Consider the following 16,534-nt stretch of genomic DNA (forward strand, 5'->3'; position numbering starts at 1 on the left):
CGCGCATCCCTTCTTTCAACGCGGCTGACTGCCATGTGTTCAAGATGAACGGCCATTTCTTTCTGTTAGCTCTAACATTACGTTATATAAACGATCTGCAGCATCAGGAATACCCAGACGTTTTGCTTCTTTTTTCATTTTATCAAGACGTGGTTCATTCATAAGGATGGCATCTAATTCTTTTACAAGCAGCCCGCCTGTTAAGTCCTTTTCAAGAAGCAGCACTGCAGCATCCTGATCCGTCAGGGAACGAGCATTTTTTTCCTGATGATTATTTGTTACATATGGACTTGGAATCAAGATAGATGGAATACCCAGCGCTGTAAGCTCTGCAAGTGTCGTTGCCCCTGCTCTGGCTACGACCAAATCACAAGCAGCCAGTACATCCGGCATATTATGGATAAATGGTTCAACCGCGACATTGTCCGGCTTGCCTGCCGTTTGAAGCATCGTTGAAACACGCTCGTAATGAACGTCTCCAGTGACATATAAGACCTGATAATCACGTGATGAGAGATCATTTAATGCTTCTGTTACAGCGTCATTAATAGGTCGTGCACCACGGCTTCCTCCAAAAATAAGCACGGTTTTCCTGTCACGTGTAAACCCATACTTCTCTAATACACCCATACCGCTTGCTTCTATTACTTCAGAAGCTCTGGGATTGCCGGTAAGAACTGTTTTTTGAGCGGGAAAATGTGCTTTTGCCGCGTCAAAACAAACAGCTACCCTGTCCACATACTTGCTTAAAAATTTATTTGTTAATCCCGGCACGCTGTTTTGTTCATGAACGATGGATGGAATGCCCATTTTTGCCGCTGCATACACAACCGGTCCACAGACATACCCCCCAGTGCCAATGACAACATCGGGTTCAAATTCCTTTAGCATTTTTTTACAGTCGTTTACGCCTTTTAAAAAGCGCATAATTGTTTTCACATTTTCAAATGAAACCGCCCGGCGAAACCCTGTAATGTCGATAGATCGAAAGGGGATGTCTTCCCGTACGACAAGCTTGGATTCCAGACCTTTTTCTGTTCCAATATACAGGAACGATGTGTCCGGGTGTTTCTTTTTAATCATTCGAATAAGTGCGAGTGCCGGATATATATGTCCACCCGTTCCTCCGCCGCTGACCACTATTTTCAATTCTGTCACCTCAATAATTCATCTGGCAGCTTTTGTTATAGAAACCAGCTGTCCAATGCATTTTCATCTTAAATCAATGCGTACGCATAATCAAATATTATCTTGAAAAAACCGTAAATTTCCTTCAATATTACCGCATATGACGGCTTGCACTCAAAACAATTCCTGCCAGCGCCAGCGTCATCGTTAACGAAGAACCTCCGTAACTTAAAAACGGCAGCGTAACACCTGTTACCGGAAGGAGTCCCACAACTACTCCAAGGTTGATAAAAGACTGCAAGCTGATCATAGCTGTTAAGCCGAAAACAAGAAGCATGCCAAATGGATCGTCAATCCGCATTGCTATATAGATTCCCCGCCAAATAAGCAGGAAAAACAATAGAATAATCCATATGGCTCCGAGAAAGCCCGTTTCCTCTGACCAGATCGCAAAGATAAAGTCCGTTTGAGGCTCGGGAAGATAGTAATATTTCTGCCGGCTTTCCCCGTAGCCATGCCCGAAAAGCCCCCCTGGCCCGACGGCATACAAAGACTGAATAATTTGAAACCCGCTTCCAAGCGGATCCGACCAGGGATCTAAATAAGCGGTAATACGTTTCATTCGATATGGGGCTGAGGCAATAAGGACAACTAAACCAACGATAGCTGTGATACCGATCGTCATAAAAAAGCGAATAGGTGCGCCTGCGCTGAACAGCAGGAGAAATGCGGTACCTCCCATAACAGCAGCGGTGCCAAGATCGGGCTGCAGCATAATTAAGCCAAAAGCACCTCCAATAACTGCTAGAGGAAGAAAAAGCCCTTTCCAAAACAAATGAATCGTTTTTTTTCGCTCGGACAGGACAGCTGCCAGAAAAAAAACAAGGGCCATTTTCATCCATTCGGAAGGCTGAAAGGACAAAGAGCCTACACCGATCCAGCTTTGCGATCCATTCCGTACCATTCCTACTCCGGGAATCAATACAGCAATCAGCAAAAGAAATGCAAGAATGAGTGCTTGCTTTGAGTACGTCTTGAAAAGCCGGTAATCAAGACGCGAGCAAAACAGCAGCACGACAATCCCCGCGCCGGCAAAGATGGCTTGTCTTTGAACAAAGTAAAAAGAGTTTCCATAATTGAATTGACCCCATACTTCCCCGGCGCTTGCGACCATCAGAAGGCCGCTTCCTGTTAACAACAAGACAAGCAGCAAAAATAGTTTGTCCGTTCCGCGAGTAGAAACAGCAGCCACCCCTCTCACGCGCATTAAAAAACCGGAGCCATCATGGCCCCGGCTCTTTCTTATAACGTATTCACACAGTCGATAAATATGTCTCCCCGTTCTTCAAAGGTTTTGTATTGATCCCAGCTTGCACAAGCTGGTGACAACAGGATTACATCACCTTTCTCGGAGATGGCCACTGCTTTTTGTACCGCGTCTGTCATATATTCAGCTTTTTCAAGAGAAAGAATACCTGCTTTTTCAGCCGTTTCTCTCCATTTTTCAGCCGTTTCCCCAAACGTAACAATCGCTTTTACATTATCCAAATATGGAAGCAGGTCATCAAAGCCGTTCCCCCTGTCTAATCCCCCGGCAAGCAGCACAATGGGAGAATTAAAAGCTGTAAGAGCACTTTTGGTAGCCAGGGTGTTTGTTGCTTTTGAATCATTATAGAATTTCCGACCGTTCCATTCACGCACAAATTGAGTCCGATGTCTTACACCCGAAAACGTTTTAAGAACATGCGTGATTGCTTCGTTAGATACACCGGATAATTTAACAGCAGCAATTGAAGCCAAAATATTTTCAAGATTATGGCTGCCAGGAAGCGCAATGTCTGCCACAGGGATAATAGCTTCTTCTTGAAAGTAAACCATCCCATTCTCTATATAAGCGCCATTTTCTACTTTTTGGCGCACAGAGAATGGAATCACATTCGCCATGCTGGCTCCAGCCAAAGACAAAAGAGCTTCCTGGTCAGCGTTAATAATTAAAAAATCTTCCTCTGTCTGGTTTTGTGTGATTTTCATTTTGGCGCCGACATATTCCTCACGTGACCCATGATAATCTAAGTGCGCATCATAAATATTTGTAATGATGGCAATATGCGGGCGAAATTCCTGAATACCCATTAATTGAAAAGAAGAAAGCTCAATGACTACATGGTCCTCAGGCTTAGCCTGCTGTACCACCTCTGATGCCACCTTGCCAATGTTACCGGCAAGCACGGTGCTTTTGCCGTCTTTTTTCAACATTTCATCAATCAACGTAGTTGTTGTTGTCTTGCCGTTTGTCCCAGTAATCCCGATAAACGGTGCTTCAGAAATAAAGCCGGCAAGCTCTACTTCGGTAATAACTGGCATTCCATCTAAAACCGCTTTTGAAATAATTGGATTCGAATACGGAATGCCGGGGTTTTTGACTACCAGTTCAAAACCTTCGTCCAGCAATTCTACCGGATGACTTCCGCAAATGACAGGAATTCCTTCCGTTGAAAGCACACGGGCGGCTTCATTTTCTTCAAGCGGCTTTCCGTCATTAACCGTTACCTCCGCGCCCAGCTTTTTCAGTAAACGCGCGGCAGCCAGTCCGCTTTTGGCCAAACCTAGTACAAGCACTTTTTTTCCATTAAATTGATTTATCTGCTTCATATGTTCCATACTCCAATCCATAAACCGACCGCTGCTGCAAGGACACCGACAGACCAAAAAGTGACAACAACACGCCACTCAGACCAGCCGCCCAGCTCAAAGTGATGATGCAGCGGGCTCATTCTAAATATTCGTTTTCCTCTTGTTTTAAACGACCAAACCTGCAAAATAACCGAAAGTGTTTCTGCTACAAAAACAATACCAATAAGCAGCAATAAAAACTCAAATTTCGTTAAAATGGATAAAACGGCAATGGCGCCACCAAGGGCAAGTGAGCCAGTATCCCCCATGAATACGTGAGCTGGATATGCGTTAAACACAAGAAAACCAATAATTGCACCCACAACCGAAAAAGCAAAGATGGCTGTTTCATCGAGCCCCTGGCTCCAGGCAATCACTGCATATGCGCCAAATGCAACAGATGCTGTACCCGAGACCAGCCCGTCAAGACCATCCGTTAAATTTACCGCGTTAGAAAAGCCAACAAGCCAGAACAAAACAAACAGCGCATATAGGATCCCTAGGTCAATAGAGAAAAAACCAAATGACAGCTCAGTGGATAATCCATGCTGAGCATAAATAACGTAAAAAATGATCGAAATGATAATTTGTCCAATTAATTTCTGAAGTGATGTAAGGCCTAGATTACGCTTCATCACCACTTTAATAAAATCATCTAAAAACCCAAGGAGTCCAAATCCAATTGTCACAAGCAAAAGCAATGTTGTTTCTGTACCAATCGAATCAAATAATTGGGTAAAAAACAGCGTCGTAAAAATAATAGACAATAGAAAGACGATGCCGCCCATTGTTGGAGTACCTGATTTTTGTTGATGGGACTTCGGTCCTTCTTCACGAATGCTCTGGCCAAACTTAAGCCGTCTTAAAAAAGGAATAAACAACGGTGCAATCATCACAGTAATCAAAAATGAAACAGCAATAATTAATACAATCTGCCATTCATTCATGCCCGTCCACCTTCTTTCTGAAGAAGTGCTTCTTTTGCTATCTCCCGATCATCAAAATGAAAAACATCTTTGCCAATAAGCTGATATGTTTCATGACCCTTTCCTGCAATCACAACGGCATCTCCAGGTTGAGCCATGTGGATCGCTGCGAAAATAGCTTCTTTTCGGTCTTCAATTACAGTATAACGTTTTTTGGGAACGCCTGCTTCCATGTCTTTTAAAATGGCTGCAGGGTCCTCACTACGCGGATTATCCGATGTGAAAATGGCTTCATCCGCATACTGACAGGCTGCCTGTGCCATCAGTGGACGTTTTGTTTTATCCCGGTCACCACCGCAGCCTGCAATGGCAATCACCCGGCCTTTTGTTAATGGACGAACCGTTTGCAGTACGTTAATTAAGCTATCCGGTGTGTGGGCGTAATCTACAATAACGGATATATCACGATCATTTGGCACTACCTCAAACCGGCCTGCCACTCCTTCCACCTGTTCAAGCGCTCTTTGAATCGTTTCCGGCTGAACATTGGATACAAATCCGGCAGCAAACGCAGCCAGCATATTATACACGTTAAAGCGGCCTGCTAATTTCGATTGTATATGAAGTGTGCCGCCCGGATAGTCAACTGTAAAAGCGGTACCTTCTGATGTAAGTCGAATATCCTTTGCCCGAATGTCTGCCTCACGATCAATTCCGTATGTGACAATGTGCGCAGCCGTCATAGAGCGATAAATAGAAGAAGCTCCATCATCTGCGTTTAAAACAGCAAAAGCTGGTCTGCCTGCATGCATGACATTTCCAAGACGAGCGAACAGCAGTCCTTTTGCCGTTCTATACTCTTCCATCGTTTTATGAAAATCAAGATGATCCTGAGTTAAATTGGTGAAAACAGCTACATTAAATGCGGTCCCGTTTGTCCGCCCTTCTTGAAGCGCGTGAGAAGAAACTTCCATAACCGCAGCCGTTACACCTGCATCTTTCATCTTTGAAAATGTTTTTTGCAGTGTAAGACTTTCAGGTGTTGTATTTTTTGTTTCAATCATTTGGTCGCCAATTTTCATATACATGGTCCCAATTAAACCGGTCGTTTCTCCGGCAGACCGCATAATATGATCGATTAAATGACTCGTTGTTGTTTTTCCGTTTGTTCCCGTAATTCCAATTAAATGAAAAGACTCAGTTGGATAGCCATAAAAGTGAGACGCTAAATGCGTCATGGCCCGCTTTGTATCCGGCACATAAATAACTGGAACAGACACTTGGACAGGTCGTTCTGCTACAATAGCAGCGGCTCCTTTTTGGACGGCTTCTTCTGCCACATTATGGCCATCAAATGTAAAGCCTTTTATACAAATAAATATTGATCCCTCTTGAACGAGGCGGTGATCGTTTTCCATCGACGTAATCGCCGGGTTTCCATCCTTATCCTGCTGATAAAATGGAAGTGCTCCGAGCACAGTTGATAAATCCACGTTTTTCAATCCTTTCTTTTCTACAAGCACTATGTACAATTCCCGCGATTTCTATTGTAACGAAAAAAAGCCGCCGATGCGAATGCTTTTCAGCCTGTTTCGATCAAATTTGGCGGCATTGGGTCTTTTATTTTAACAAAACACGCACTTTGCTTCCTCTTTCCACTTTTACTCCTTGTTTTGGAGACTGATAGACAACCGTATCACCAGCCCCTTCAGCTATAATTTCCACATTAACAAGCTGTTGTTTTAATTTTTCTTTTGATAATCCAATTAAATTAGGCACTTGAATGAAATCTGGGTCGTTCCATGCTTTTTCTTTTTCGATTTGCTTCGTTTGTTTTTCCACGTCCAGGAGTGGCAAAATGTCCTGCATCATTTTTCCGACGATCGGGGCGGCGACTGTACCGCCGAACTGCACCGTTCCTTTTGGATTATCAATAGCCGTGTAAATAACCACTTTTGGATCATTTGCCGGCGCCATGCCGATAAAGGAAACGATATGATTATTTTCAAGATATCGTCCATCCTTCGCTTTTTGAGCCGTTCCGGTTTTTCCTCCGACCCGATAGCCATCTACAAATGCATTGCGACCGGTTCCTTTAGCAACAACATTTTCTAGTGCCCGGCGCACTTCTTTAGATGTTTCTTCACTGATGACCTGGCGTACTTTTTTTGGCTTATGAACCGATTCGATTTTTCCTGTCTCGGGGTTTGTCCAGCTCTTGGCCACAAACGGTTCATATAAAGTACCGCCGTTTATAGCAGCTGATACAGCCGTAACCTGTTGAATCGGCGTAACAGCTACCCCTTGTCCGAAAGCGGCTGTCGCTGCTTCCACCGGACCAGCTGATTGTTCTGTAAAGAGGATGCCCGTTCCCTCTCCGTATAAATCAATGCCCGTTTTTTCACCGAAGCCAAATTGACGAATATAAGAAAAAAGTTTTTTTTCGCCGAGCCGTGAACCCAGTTCTACAAAACCAGGGTTGCACGAGTTCTGTACCACTTCCAAAAAGGTCTGATGTCCATGTCCCTCCCGCTTCCAGCAGCGCAGCCGGGTACCATCTATTTCTACATAACCGGGATCAAAAAAGTGGTCTTTGTCCAAATCCACTTCCTTTTCTTCCAAAGCAGCTGCCAGCGTAATAATTTTGAATGTAGAGCCCGGCTCAAACGTGCTCCACACAGGCAGGTTTCGATTGTATATGTCGGGGTCATATTCACTAAAGCGCGCCGGATCATAAGATGGACGAGAAGACATGGCCAAAATGGCTCCTGTGTTAGGATCCATAGCGATACTCATTGCTGCGTCCGGCTTGTACGTTTTTTCTGCCTGGTCGAGCTCTCTTTCCATGACTGCTTGAATGTCTGCATCAATCGTTAAGTTTAAATCCATTCCATTTACCGGTTCTTCATAGTGATTTGTGAGGCCCGGCATTTGATTTCCTTTTGCATCTGTATACATTTGGATTGATCCTGGTTTACCAGAAAGTTTTTTATCATAATACGCTTCAATTCCTGCAAGCCCTTGATTGTCAGCTCCTGTAAACCCGATAATGTGAGCGAGCCTGTCTTTCATCACATAGTCCCGCACAGAATCTTCCCCGAGCCAGACGCCCTTTAATTGAAGATCTGTCACTGCCTGTGCTGTTTCTGCCGATAAATGTCTTCCTTTTGAAGAAAGCCGTTCAATTGAAGAACGCTTTGTCATCCGCTCATATAAAACCGATTCTTTCTCACCCAAAACGGCTGCCAGCTTTTTTGCTGTTTGTTTCGGATCATCAATTTGGGCTGGAATCACATAAACCGTTGGCGCGTTTTTATTACCGACCAATACTTTTCCATTTCGGTCCAAAATAAGGCCCCGTTCCGGCTCGGCAGGGATGCTTCTTCCCCACAATTCCTCTGCTTTATCTGTCAGCTCCCCTCCATTCACAAGCTGAATATAGCCAGTGCGGATAATCAATGCCGAAAAAGCCAGAAAAGACAAAACAAGGATCCAAAACATTCGCACCCGCATTGTCCACACTCCTTTTCTTCATGATCATATGCACCACGCAAGAAAAGTTGACAAAAAAAAAGAGCTGTCTCAACAATTTAATGACTGGTATTGTTGAGACAGCTTTTTATCGGGATTGATCCGACTCTTTATTCGCGTTTTCGTTCGCTTCTTCTGCACTGCCTGGCTCCTCAAGCTTAATAATCAGCTTTTGCCCTTCTTTTACAGCGCTGTTTGGTTCAATATTTTGGGATACAACATATCCAGAGCCAGAATAGCTTACTTTAAGCCCAATGCTTGCAGCAACTTTCATGACGTCTCGCATTGCCCAGCCTTCCATATTCGGCATCGTCCATTTTTCTGAGGTTAGCAGTACTGCTTTTTCACCTTGCAGCAGCTTTTCTCCGGCTGCTGGCACCTGCTTTTCGATTTCACTGCCGGTACCGATGATAACAGGATCTATACCAGCATCTGCATACGCTCTGCGTGCTTTAAATGTTTTTTCTCCGGTAAAGTCCTTTAATGTTACAGTTCTGGAAGTAATCTTTTTGTCCGGCTTTACATTTAAATATTGAAGGCTGTTTCTCATTACAGGATTAAAAATCTTTGAAACAGGGGCCGATCCTGATTCTCCGTCCAGCTGCGGCTTTGCGACCGCCACATATACAATCAATTCCGGATCTTCTTTTGGCGCCATCCCCATAAACGAAAATAAGTAGTTATTTGCTCCCGTTAAATAGCGCCCGTCTTCTCCCACAAGCTGTGCTGTACCAGTTTTTCCCGCCACATTATAGCCTTCAATATGATAGGGCTTTCCAGTGCCATGCTCCGCTGTTACAACGGTTTCCAGAATATCTAGCGTTTGATCCGCCGTTTCTTTTGAGATAGGCTCGCCGACCACTTCTGGTTTTGTATCTACGATCGATTTTCCGGTTGTATCATCTACAATTTTATCAATAATATACGGCTTCATCATTTTTCCATCGTTTGCAATCGACGTAGCGGCCTGGATCATCTGCAGCGCATTTACCGTTGATCCCTGGCCAAACGCTGTTGTTACTTGCTCAAGCGGGTAATTATACAAAATGCTTCCAGAAGCTTCATTCGGCAGTTCAATACCCGTTTTCCGGCCGAAGTGGAAGTCTTCAAGATACTGTCTGAAGACACCGGGTGTCATTTGTTCAAGCATATTGGCAATGGCGACATTAGAAGAGCGCTGAATGCCTTCTTTATATGTAATATCGCCCCAGCCAGTCCCTCCGTTATGATCTCCGACACTGCCTCCGCCTTTTACCTTGTATCTTCCTGACTTGTAAAATGCATCGGCTTCAAATGTGCCTTCCTCAATCGCCGCAGCCAGTGTGAAAATCTTCATAGTAGAACCAGGTTCAAACGAATATTCCACAAGGTCATTCATCCAGTTTACATCCAGTCCTTCACGTGTACCCGGATGAAAGGTCGGCCGCTGGCTCATCGCTAAAATTTTGCCTGTTTTCGCCTCTGCTACGATCGCAAATGCTTTGGACGGGTTGTACTGCGCTTCAACCTCACTCAGCGCGTCTTCCATAAAGGTCTGAATTTTAGAATCGATCGTTAAATACATATGATCGCCGTTTTCCGGCTCTGTTACCATTTCCTGTTTTTCCGGAAGAAGGTAGCCCCACAGGTCACTTGTATAGCGTATTTTTCCGTTTTTTCCCTGGAGGTACTTTTCGTAAGATTTCTCGATTCCCATCTGGCCTTCTGTTTCAAATGTAATGTTTCCGTTTCTATCTTCTTTTTCAATCTGCTGTGTAAAGCCAATTAAATGCGAAGCAAACTTTCCGTTTGGATAAAATCGCTTTGCCTGGCGCGTAAAAGTAATACCTGGCAGCTTTTCAGCTTCAATTTCTCGTTTCACGCTGTTCGTCAGGCCACGTCCGGCTGTACCAAATTCCACTTGAAATGCCCCATCTTTTTGAAGTCGCTCCAATATATCTTCTTCATCCATATCAATATATTTCGCCAGCACCTTTGCTGTTTTTTCTGGATCAACTACGTGATTTGGAGATTCTGGATTGGTTGTAACAGAATCATCCAAAATGGCCGCCATTGTAAAAGAAGTAGTGTCTTCAGCGATTACTTCACCATTTGTATCATAAATGGTTCCCCGGCTGGCTTCCAAAACATCTGTTCGCATGTATTTTTCTAAGGCTTCATTCTTCAGTTTATGCCCGGCTGCTGTCCCTGTCGCTTGAATATAAAAGACCCTTGAAAATAAGATAAAAAAGAGGAGGGCGAATCCAATAAAAAGGATCGCAGCTCCTATTTTTCGATTGTTTCTATTTTCCATCATTTTGGCTCAACAACCTTAATATTTTTGCTTAAATCCAGACCCATTGCTTTTGCACGTTCCCAAATTTTTTCGTACGTGCTTTCTTCACTGATTTGCACATCAAGATCGTGATTTACTTTTTGCTGCTCCTGAATCTTCGCCTCTACATCCTGAATTTGTTTGTTTGTTTCATATATGGCTGCCTGTGTTGAGATTAGCTTTGCGCTCATAAAGCAAACTGTTAATACAAAAACAAGAAACAGTACCTTTTCTCCAGGAGTAAAAAATGACCTATTGATTTTTCGCTGTTTAACAGAGGCTTTTTTCGGCTGTTCAACAACGTGCTTTCTTGCTGTATTGTTCATTTCCATCCCCCCTAAACGGTTTCTTTTCTTTTTTCTGCAATACGCAGTTTGGCCGAACGTGCACGATTGTTTTCTTCTAGCTCTTTTTCAGTCGGCACAATTGGTTTTCTCGTTACAAGCTTTAAAACAGGCTCGTATTCCTCTGGAATCACCGGCAAGCCAGGCGGAAGCTCTGGACCTGTTGATGCTTCCTTGAAAACCGTTTTACAAATGCGGTCCTCGAGTGAGTGAAACGTAATGACACTAATACGTCCGTCTACATTCAATAAATCAATCGCATCGTGAAGTGACCGCTCAAACACACCAAGTTCATCGTTTACGGCAATGCGAATAGCTTGAAACACTCGTTTAGCCGGATGACCGCCTTTTCTTCTTGCAGGCGCGGGAATAGCTTCTTTGATCAATTCCGTCAGCTGACCTGTCGTTTCAATTGGCTGTACTTCACGCGCTGCTTCGATTTTCCGGGCAATTTGCTTGGAGAACTTTTCTTCTCCATATTTGAAAAAAATACGGACAAGCTGCTCAAAAGGCCACTCATTGACAACGTGATAAGCTGTCAACGAAGCACTTTTGTCCATTCTCATATCAAGCGGTGCATCGTGATGGTAGCTGAAGCCGCGTTCTGGTGTATCAAGCTGTGGTGAGGAAACACCCAAGTCATACAAAATACCATCGATCCCTGTTACATTGCGCTTATGAAGCTCTTCTTTTACATGTTCAAAATTACTTTTTATAAATTCAACACGCTCAAGAAACGGGGCGAGCCGTTTTTTCGCATGTTCAATCGCAGTTTCATCTTGATCAAATGCATACAGCTTCCCATTTGTTCCGAGCTTTGACAGCAAATACTCACTGTGTCCGGCTCCGCCAAGTGTGCAATCTACATAAATACCATCCGGGCGGATATTGAGCCCGTCGACTGTTTCCTGAAGCAGGACAGTCGTATGTTTAAATTCCATTTTCTTATCAGTCCAATCAGCATTATAAATCAAAATCTGTTAAGTTTTCTGCAATATCTGCGAATGAGTCTGCCGATGCTTCTACGTACTCGTCCCATGTAGATGCACACCAGATTTCAATCCGATTTGAAACGCCAACAATTACACATTCTTTTTTCAGTGAGGCATACTGCAAAAGCGGTCCTGGAATGTTTATTCTTCCTTGCCGGTCAAGAGTGCAGTCATTTGCACCCGAGAAAAAAAAGCGGGCGAATGCACGTGAATCCTTCTTGGTTAACGGCAAAGCGGAAAGCTTATTCTCCAGCACCTTCCACTCCTCAAGGGGGTACAAAAACAAGCATTTGTCCAATCCACGCGTAATGACGAATGTTTGGCCAGGCTCACCGCGAAATTTCGCTGGTACAATCAATCTGCCTTTTTCATCGATTGTATGGCGATATTCACCCATGAACATGCTGCTTCCCCACTTTCTACACTAACTTTACCACATCCCCCCACTTTGTACCACCAATTTCATGCAGTGCTTTTTCACTCTTTGCACACATAAAAAGCCTGCCCTAAGAGCAGACTTTTCATTTACACATATAAAAGATAATGACTGCCATCATGTTTATATGGCTGAGCCAGCAGGTCATCAATAAATGAAGGACCATACACATTTAAAAACGGATAAATATTCCATATTCTTTCCTGCAGCCCATCAGGACGCAGAGCAGTTTGTACCCGGTCAAACCGGCGCAGGGCTGCTTCATGTGTTTGCTGCAGGACAGCGTCACTTTTTTGAATAAGTAGCTCAATCTGCCGCTCATGATACCATTTGTTTTTTTGAACAATTGGTGCAAGGCCGTTGTGCAGCTCGGATGCGCGGGCTTCAATTTTTTCATAGCTCGCCATTAAATCCTGCTTCATTTGTGCAACAAGTTCATGCAGATGATGATCGCGAACCGATTCGATATAAGCAGACTTTTCGCTTTGGATACCTCTTTGTACAGCCACTTCAATTGGCAGGTCCATATCTGAAATAATGTCCGCCACTCCTCGATCAACAATGGTAATATTTAATCTGGGTACAACGGGAGGCATAGCAAGTTCTATGTGTTCAAATGCCCCTTTTAACTCTGCCCAATAAGCAATTTCTCCCGGCCCCGCTATAAAAGCAAGCGTAGGAAACAGCCATTCCTGCATAAGCGGACGCGTTACTACGTTGTTGCTAAAAGCTTCCGGCGAAGTTTCAAGAAGCTGCAACAAGTCCTCTTCTGTATACGTGCGTCCACTTTTACTGACAAACTGCCCATTTTCTCTTTCAAGCAGATGCCGCTCTCCTTCTTCCATTAAAAATAAGTTGGCCGGCTCACCGCTCGTTTCAATGGCAGGAGTAAAGCCTGCCTGTTCCAGCTTTTGCTGCGTATGCTGTACAGCTTCCGCAATCGCGCTGTTTTCCACAATCAACTTTTTAAAAAAAGGCGCTTCCAGCTTCCGCAGCTCCGGATCTGCTGCATCAATAAGAAGCAGGCCGTGTTTGGCAAAAAAGGCTCCTGTTACAAAAGCGAAAAAGTCAGTAAAGGTACGGCTTGCCTGCACGGCCGTTTTTACATCTTGAAAAAGCTGATTCGTATAGTGCGTTTCTTTTAAACAAGCGAAAACGGAAGCTATCCATTCCATCATCTCGTTTTGGTCATAAACAGTGCTTGAAGCTGCCTGCTTTTTCACAAAACGCTCTGGATATCCTATTTTCTTCATAGTGCCGTTGTTTTCCAAAAATACATGATTGATTTCCAGTAAATCATGATCTTCTCCAGCAATCCAAAAAACAGGAACAACTGGAATGCCGAGTTTTTCTTCCTGTTCTCTGGCCAAATGAAGAATAGAAATGATTTTATGTATAGAATAAAGCGGTCCTGTTAAAAGACCAGCCTGCTGGCCGCCGATGACCACAACTGATTCAGGATCTTCCAGCTTTTGAAGAGACTCTTCTATCTGCGCTGTGATATGATGCGGGGCCATGTACTGCCGAATGATGCCAGTCAGCTCTTGTCGTTTAAATGTTCGTGTCCGCACTTCTTCCGACCGCTGCCGAAAAGACTGCTGCGAAAATGGATCGTAGTCAAAAAAGCCGCCTGCCTGCTTTGATCCGCTTATATACTCCCTGGCAAAGAGGGTCAAAGCGGGAACAGAAATGCGTTTTTGTTCCATGGATGTACTTCCTTTCTTTCGGACAAATTTTCTTGTTCGAGTATACCACCTGGCGGATTGAAAGGGAAAACAATGTGCCTGCGCGGCTCCAATTCTTTTCCCTTACCTGCCCGATCCAGCTTCAGCTTCTTTTCCTTTTACAAGACGGTACAAGAGCGCAAATGCAGGAGTTTGTACGCCCTTTTGTGCAGCTTCATCCAGCAGGGCCCCGACAATCGCATCTAACTCCGTCATTCTTCCCGCTTTTATATCTCGAAGCATAGAAGATTCATTGGCGGCTGTTTTGCGGCACACGTCAAAAACAGTCTGCGTCATGGCTTCCTTTGATTTAAACGGAAAAACAGCTGCTATTTCCGCGCATAGCTCCTCTACCGCTGCAGCGTACTCACTGTTTCGAGCCAGCTCGCCATTTTTCACATGTAAAAGAGCTGTCAAAGGATTAATCACTGCATTTGCAGCCATTTTATCGACGAGCATTTCATATGCATTTTCCGCCCACTGAAGGGCAAAAGCAGGTGTTTCCAATTCACGGACGATCGCTTCTCCTCCGCCCTTTACGCGGGCAATTTTCATTTGATCACGCCCGTTTACCTGCACAGTGCGCTCACCTATTTTAACAACTCCATGTGTGACAGAGGCAGCGTAAATAGTTGAAAATGGCAGCTGCTCAATCGGCTTAAGGTGACTTAAACCGTTTTGAATAAAAAGCAGAGCCGGCCCCTCAGGGAGTTGTTGAAGTATTTCCTGCAAATGATACTGTTTTACAGCCACGACGATTAAATCTGTTTCCGGAGGCGCGAACGCGGCGGTTTGAATTGGATAAACATCTGTCTGCTCCTGCTCAATAACGAGAACGCCTTCTCTATCAATACGCTCCTTTTGTGCGCTTATTCTCGTCTGAATGGTTACGTGGTGACGGATGCTCCACTCTGTGGCAAAAAACAGTCCAAGAGCGCCAGCTCCGATAATATGAATGTTCATTATTTTCTCCTGTTTCGTAAGCGATAACAAGCCCGCTACTTTTTTTATTTACTTTATTATATAATAAAAAGAACAAATCAAAAGAGAGTTTGCAAAGGAGACTGAACAAATGGGCTTAGCAGTCGATAACTTGAAGTTGAATTTTAAAACGATGGAAGAGTTTAAATCTTTCAAGGAATACGGGCTTGAAGAGCTGTCAATGATTGAAGAATTACAAACCTCAATGGTAGAAGACAATACGGATTCTCCGTTCTACGGCATTCGTTATGGAGACCGGCTCGCTGCCCGTATGTGCCTGTATATGCGAAAAGATACATTAAACCTTGTACCTGGAAGCGGCGAATATATAGAAATTTGGAAGCTTGAAGTACTGCCGGCTTTTCAAAAAAAAGGACTTGGCGCATCGCTCGTTGAGTTTGCCAAATCGTTTGGATTGCCCATTATGACGAAACCACGTGTAAAATCACAATCCTTTTGGGAAAAAGTACAATTCAAACCGGTTTCCGAAAACAATACTCGGCTACTATGGCTGCCTGAAGAAAAACATGCTCAAAAAACAAGCTGAGCCAAGCGCTGTTTTTTAGGCGAATATATGACAGCACAAAAAAAGCGAAGAGCCATGGCCTCTTCGCTTTTTTGAAAGATTCAAAAGATGTTATTTGCTAACAACTTCTTTGCCTTTATATGTTCCGCACTCTTTGCATACACGGTGCGCAAGTTTCATTTCACCGCAGTTCGGGCAAGCCACCATACCTGGCACTTGAAGTTTAAAGTGCGTACGGCGTTTGTTTTTGCGTGTAGTAGAAGTTCTTCTAAAAGGTACTGCCATGTGATATACACCTCCTTAACGGAATAAAAACTATATGAAGCCAGATAGCTGTACTTCTCAATTACTCATCATCGGACGAAAAGAAGTTTTGAAGTCCTGCCAATCTAGGATCAACAGCCGGCTTCTTTTTTTCAGGAAGCTCTTCTTCTTCTTCAAAAAACGCCCAATCTTTTCCAGAATGAACAACATGCTCATCCGCTTCTTCACTGAAAATCTGCATCGGCACCTCTAAAATGATCGCTTCTTCCAAAATAGGACGGAAATCAATAACATTTCCTTCTGGGAAGTGAACATCTTCTTCCTCGTATGATTCTCCTTCTTCCGGCTTTAATAAAAAGCGTTCTGTTAATGGAATCTCAAACGAATACGGTACATCTACAAGTGTCCGGGAACAAGGGACAATCATTTCACCCGTTGCTTTTACATGAAAAACAATTTGATCATGACGAATATCGGCCCGGCCCGTTACATGAACAGGTGAGATACGACGTATGTCATTATCGAGTGTTGTTAACTCTGTTACGTCAACTGTTTCGTCGATTTCAAGACCGCGTTCGCGGTATTTTTGCAGTTGAATTATTGACCATTTCATTTAATCACCTCAAGGCAACAAAAGTAATTATAGCCCTCTCCGGATTGAATGTCAATATATTTTCTTTACAGTGAAATAGCCG

At 43.8% G+C, this 16,534-nt stretch carries 15 protein-coding genes; 1 reads left to right on the forward strand and 14 read right to left on the reverse strand.

The window, feature by feature from the left end; genetic code table 11:
- Nucleotides 1-39: 39 nt before the first annotated feature.
- The 12 genes from murG to VP97_RS09480 all read right to left on the reverse strand — a co-directional run bounded on the left by murG (nt 40) and on the right by VP97_RS09480 (nt 15,031).
- Entirely contained in the window at nt 40-1,149 is a 1,110-nt protein-coding gene (murG, locus tag VP97_RS09425; RefSeq protein ID WP_050181528.1) for an undecaprenyldiphospho-muramoylpentapeptide beta-N-acetylglucosaminyltransferase, read from the reverse strand.
- Between the two features lie 130 nt (nt 1,150-1,279).
- Nucleotides 1,280-2,395, reverse strand: a complete 1,116-nt coding sequence (ftsW, locus tag VP97_RS09430) for a putative lipid II flippase FtsW (RefSeq protein WP_050181529.1) — start codon at nt 2,393-2,395, stop codon at nt 1,280-1,282.
- Nucleotides 2,396-2,430: 35 nt separating this feature from the next.
- Nucleotides 2,431-3,780, reverse strand: coding sequence for a UDP-N-acetylmuramoyl-L-alanine--D-glutamate ligase (gene murD / locus VP97_RS09435; RefSeq protein ID WP_050181530.1), 1,350 nt, complete (start codon nt 3,778-3,780; stop codon nt 2,431-2,433).
- Complete coding sequence (gene mraY, locus VP97_RS09440) at nt 3,777-4,748, reverse strand: phospho-N-acetylmuramoyl-pentapeptide-transferase (protein WP_050181531.1); 972 nt, start codon at nt 4,746-4,748, stop codon at nt 3,777-3,779. Before mraY ends, murD begins: the two co-directional genes overlap by 4 nt.
- The gene (locus VP97_RS09445) at nt 4,745-6,229 is read right to left on the reverse strand and encodes a UDP-N-acetylmuramoyl-L-alanyl-D-glutamate--2,6-diaminopimelate ligase (protein WP_425388454.1); all 1,485 of its coding nucleotides are present in this window, start codon (nt 6,227-6,229) and stop codon (nt 4,745-4,747) included. Before VP97_RS09445 ends, mraY begins: the two co-directional genes overlap by 4 nt.
- Nucleotides 6,230-6,347: 118 nt before the next feature.
- The gene (locus VP97_RS09450) at nt 6,348-8,240 is read right to left on the reverse strand and encodes a stage V sporulation protein D (protein WP_050181532.1); all 1,893 of its coding nucleotides are present in this window, start codon (nt 8,238-8,240) and stop codon (nt 6,348-6,350) included.
- A gap of 106 nt (nt 8,241-8,346) precedes the next feature.
- Nucleotides 8,347-10,554 carry a penicillin-binding protein gene (locus VP97_RS09455; protein ID WP_050181533.1) on the reverse strand — a complete coding sequence of 736 codons (2,208 nt, stop codon included), beginning with the start codon at nt 10,552-10,554 and terminating at the stop codon, nt 8,347-8,349.
- Entirely contained in the window at nt 10,551-10,898 is a 348-nt protein-coding gene (ftsL, locus tag VP97_RS09460; RefSeq protein ID WP_050181534.1) for a cell division protein FtsL, read from the reverse strand. The genes VP97_RS09455 and ftsL overlap by 4 nt, the downstream gene beginning before the upstream one ends.
- Before the next feature lie 11 nt (nt 10,899-10,909).
- Complete coding sequence (rsmH, locus tag VP97_RS09465; RefSeq protein ID WP_050181692.1) at nt 10,910-11,857, reverse strand: 16S rRNA (cytosine(1402)-N(4))-methyltransferase RsmH; 948 nt, start codon at nt 11,855-11,857, stop codon at nt 10,910-10,912.
- A gap of 22 nt (nt 11,858-11,879) precedes the next feature.
- Nucleotides 11,880-12,311, reverse strand: coding sequence for a division/cell wall cluster transcriptional repressor MraZ (gene mraZ, locus VP97_RS09470; RefSeq protein WP_050181535.1), 432 nt, complete (start codon nt 12,309-12,311; stop codon nt 11,880-11,882).
- Nucleotides 12,312-12,433: 122 nt separating this feature from the next.
- The gene (gene bshC / locus VP97_RS09475) at nt 12,434-14,050 is read right to left on the reverse strand and encodes a bacillithiol biosynthesis cysteine-adding enzyme BshC (protein ID WP_050181536.1); all 1,617 of its coding nucleotides are present in this window, start codon (nt 14,048-14,050) and stop codon (nt 12,434-12,436) included.
- A 102-nt stretch (nt 14,051-14,152) separates the two neighbouring features.
- Complete coding sequence (locus VP97_RS09480; RefSeq protein ID WP_050181537.1) at nt 14,153-15,031, reverse strand: ketopantoate reductase family protein; 879 nt, start codon at nt 15,029-15,031, stop codon at nt 14,153-14,155.
- A 109-nt stretch (nt 15,032-15,140) separates the two neighbouring features.
- Here VP97_RS09480 and VP97_RS09485 point away from each other — a divergent pair, with 109 nt between their 5' ends.
- On the forward strand, nt 15,141-15,596 hold the full coding sequence (locus VP97_RS09485) for a GNAT family N-acetyltransferase (RefSeq protein WP_050181538.1): 456 nt from the start codon (nt 15,141-15,143) through the stop codon (nt 15,594-15,596).
- Nucleotides 15,597-15,686: 90 nt separating this feature from the next.
- On the opposite strand, the gene rpmF is transcribed toward VP97_RS09485, so the two are convergent.
- Together rpmF and VP97_RS09495 are read right to left on the reverse strand one after the other, a co-directional pair.
- Nucleotides 15,687-15,860 (reverse strand): 50S ribosomal protein L32, encoded by a 174-nt coding sequence (gene rpmF / locus VP97_RS09490; protein WP_046175141.1) that lies wholly within the window; start codon nt 15,858-15,860, stop codon nt 15,687-15,689.
- Between the two features lie 61 nt (nt 15,861-15,921).
- Entirely contained in the window at nt 15,922-16,452 is a 531-nt protein-coding gene (locus tag VP97_RS09495; RefSeq protein WP_050181539.1) for a YceD family protein, read from the reverse strand.
- Nucleotides 16,453-16,534 lie beyond the last annotated feature (82 nt).

The sequence above is a fragment of the Domibacillus robiginosus genome (assembly GCF_000966195.1).
In the GTDB taxonomy this organism is placed as follows: Bacteria; Bacillota; Bacilli; order Bacillales; family Domibacillaceae; genus Domibacillus; species Domibacillus robiginosus.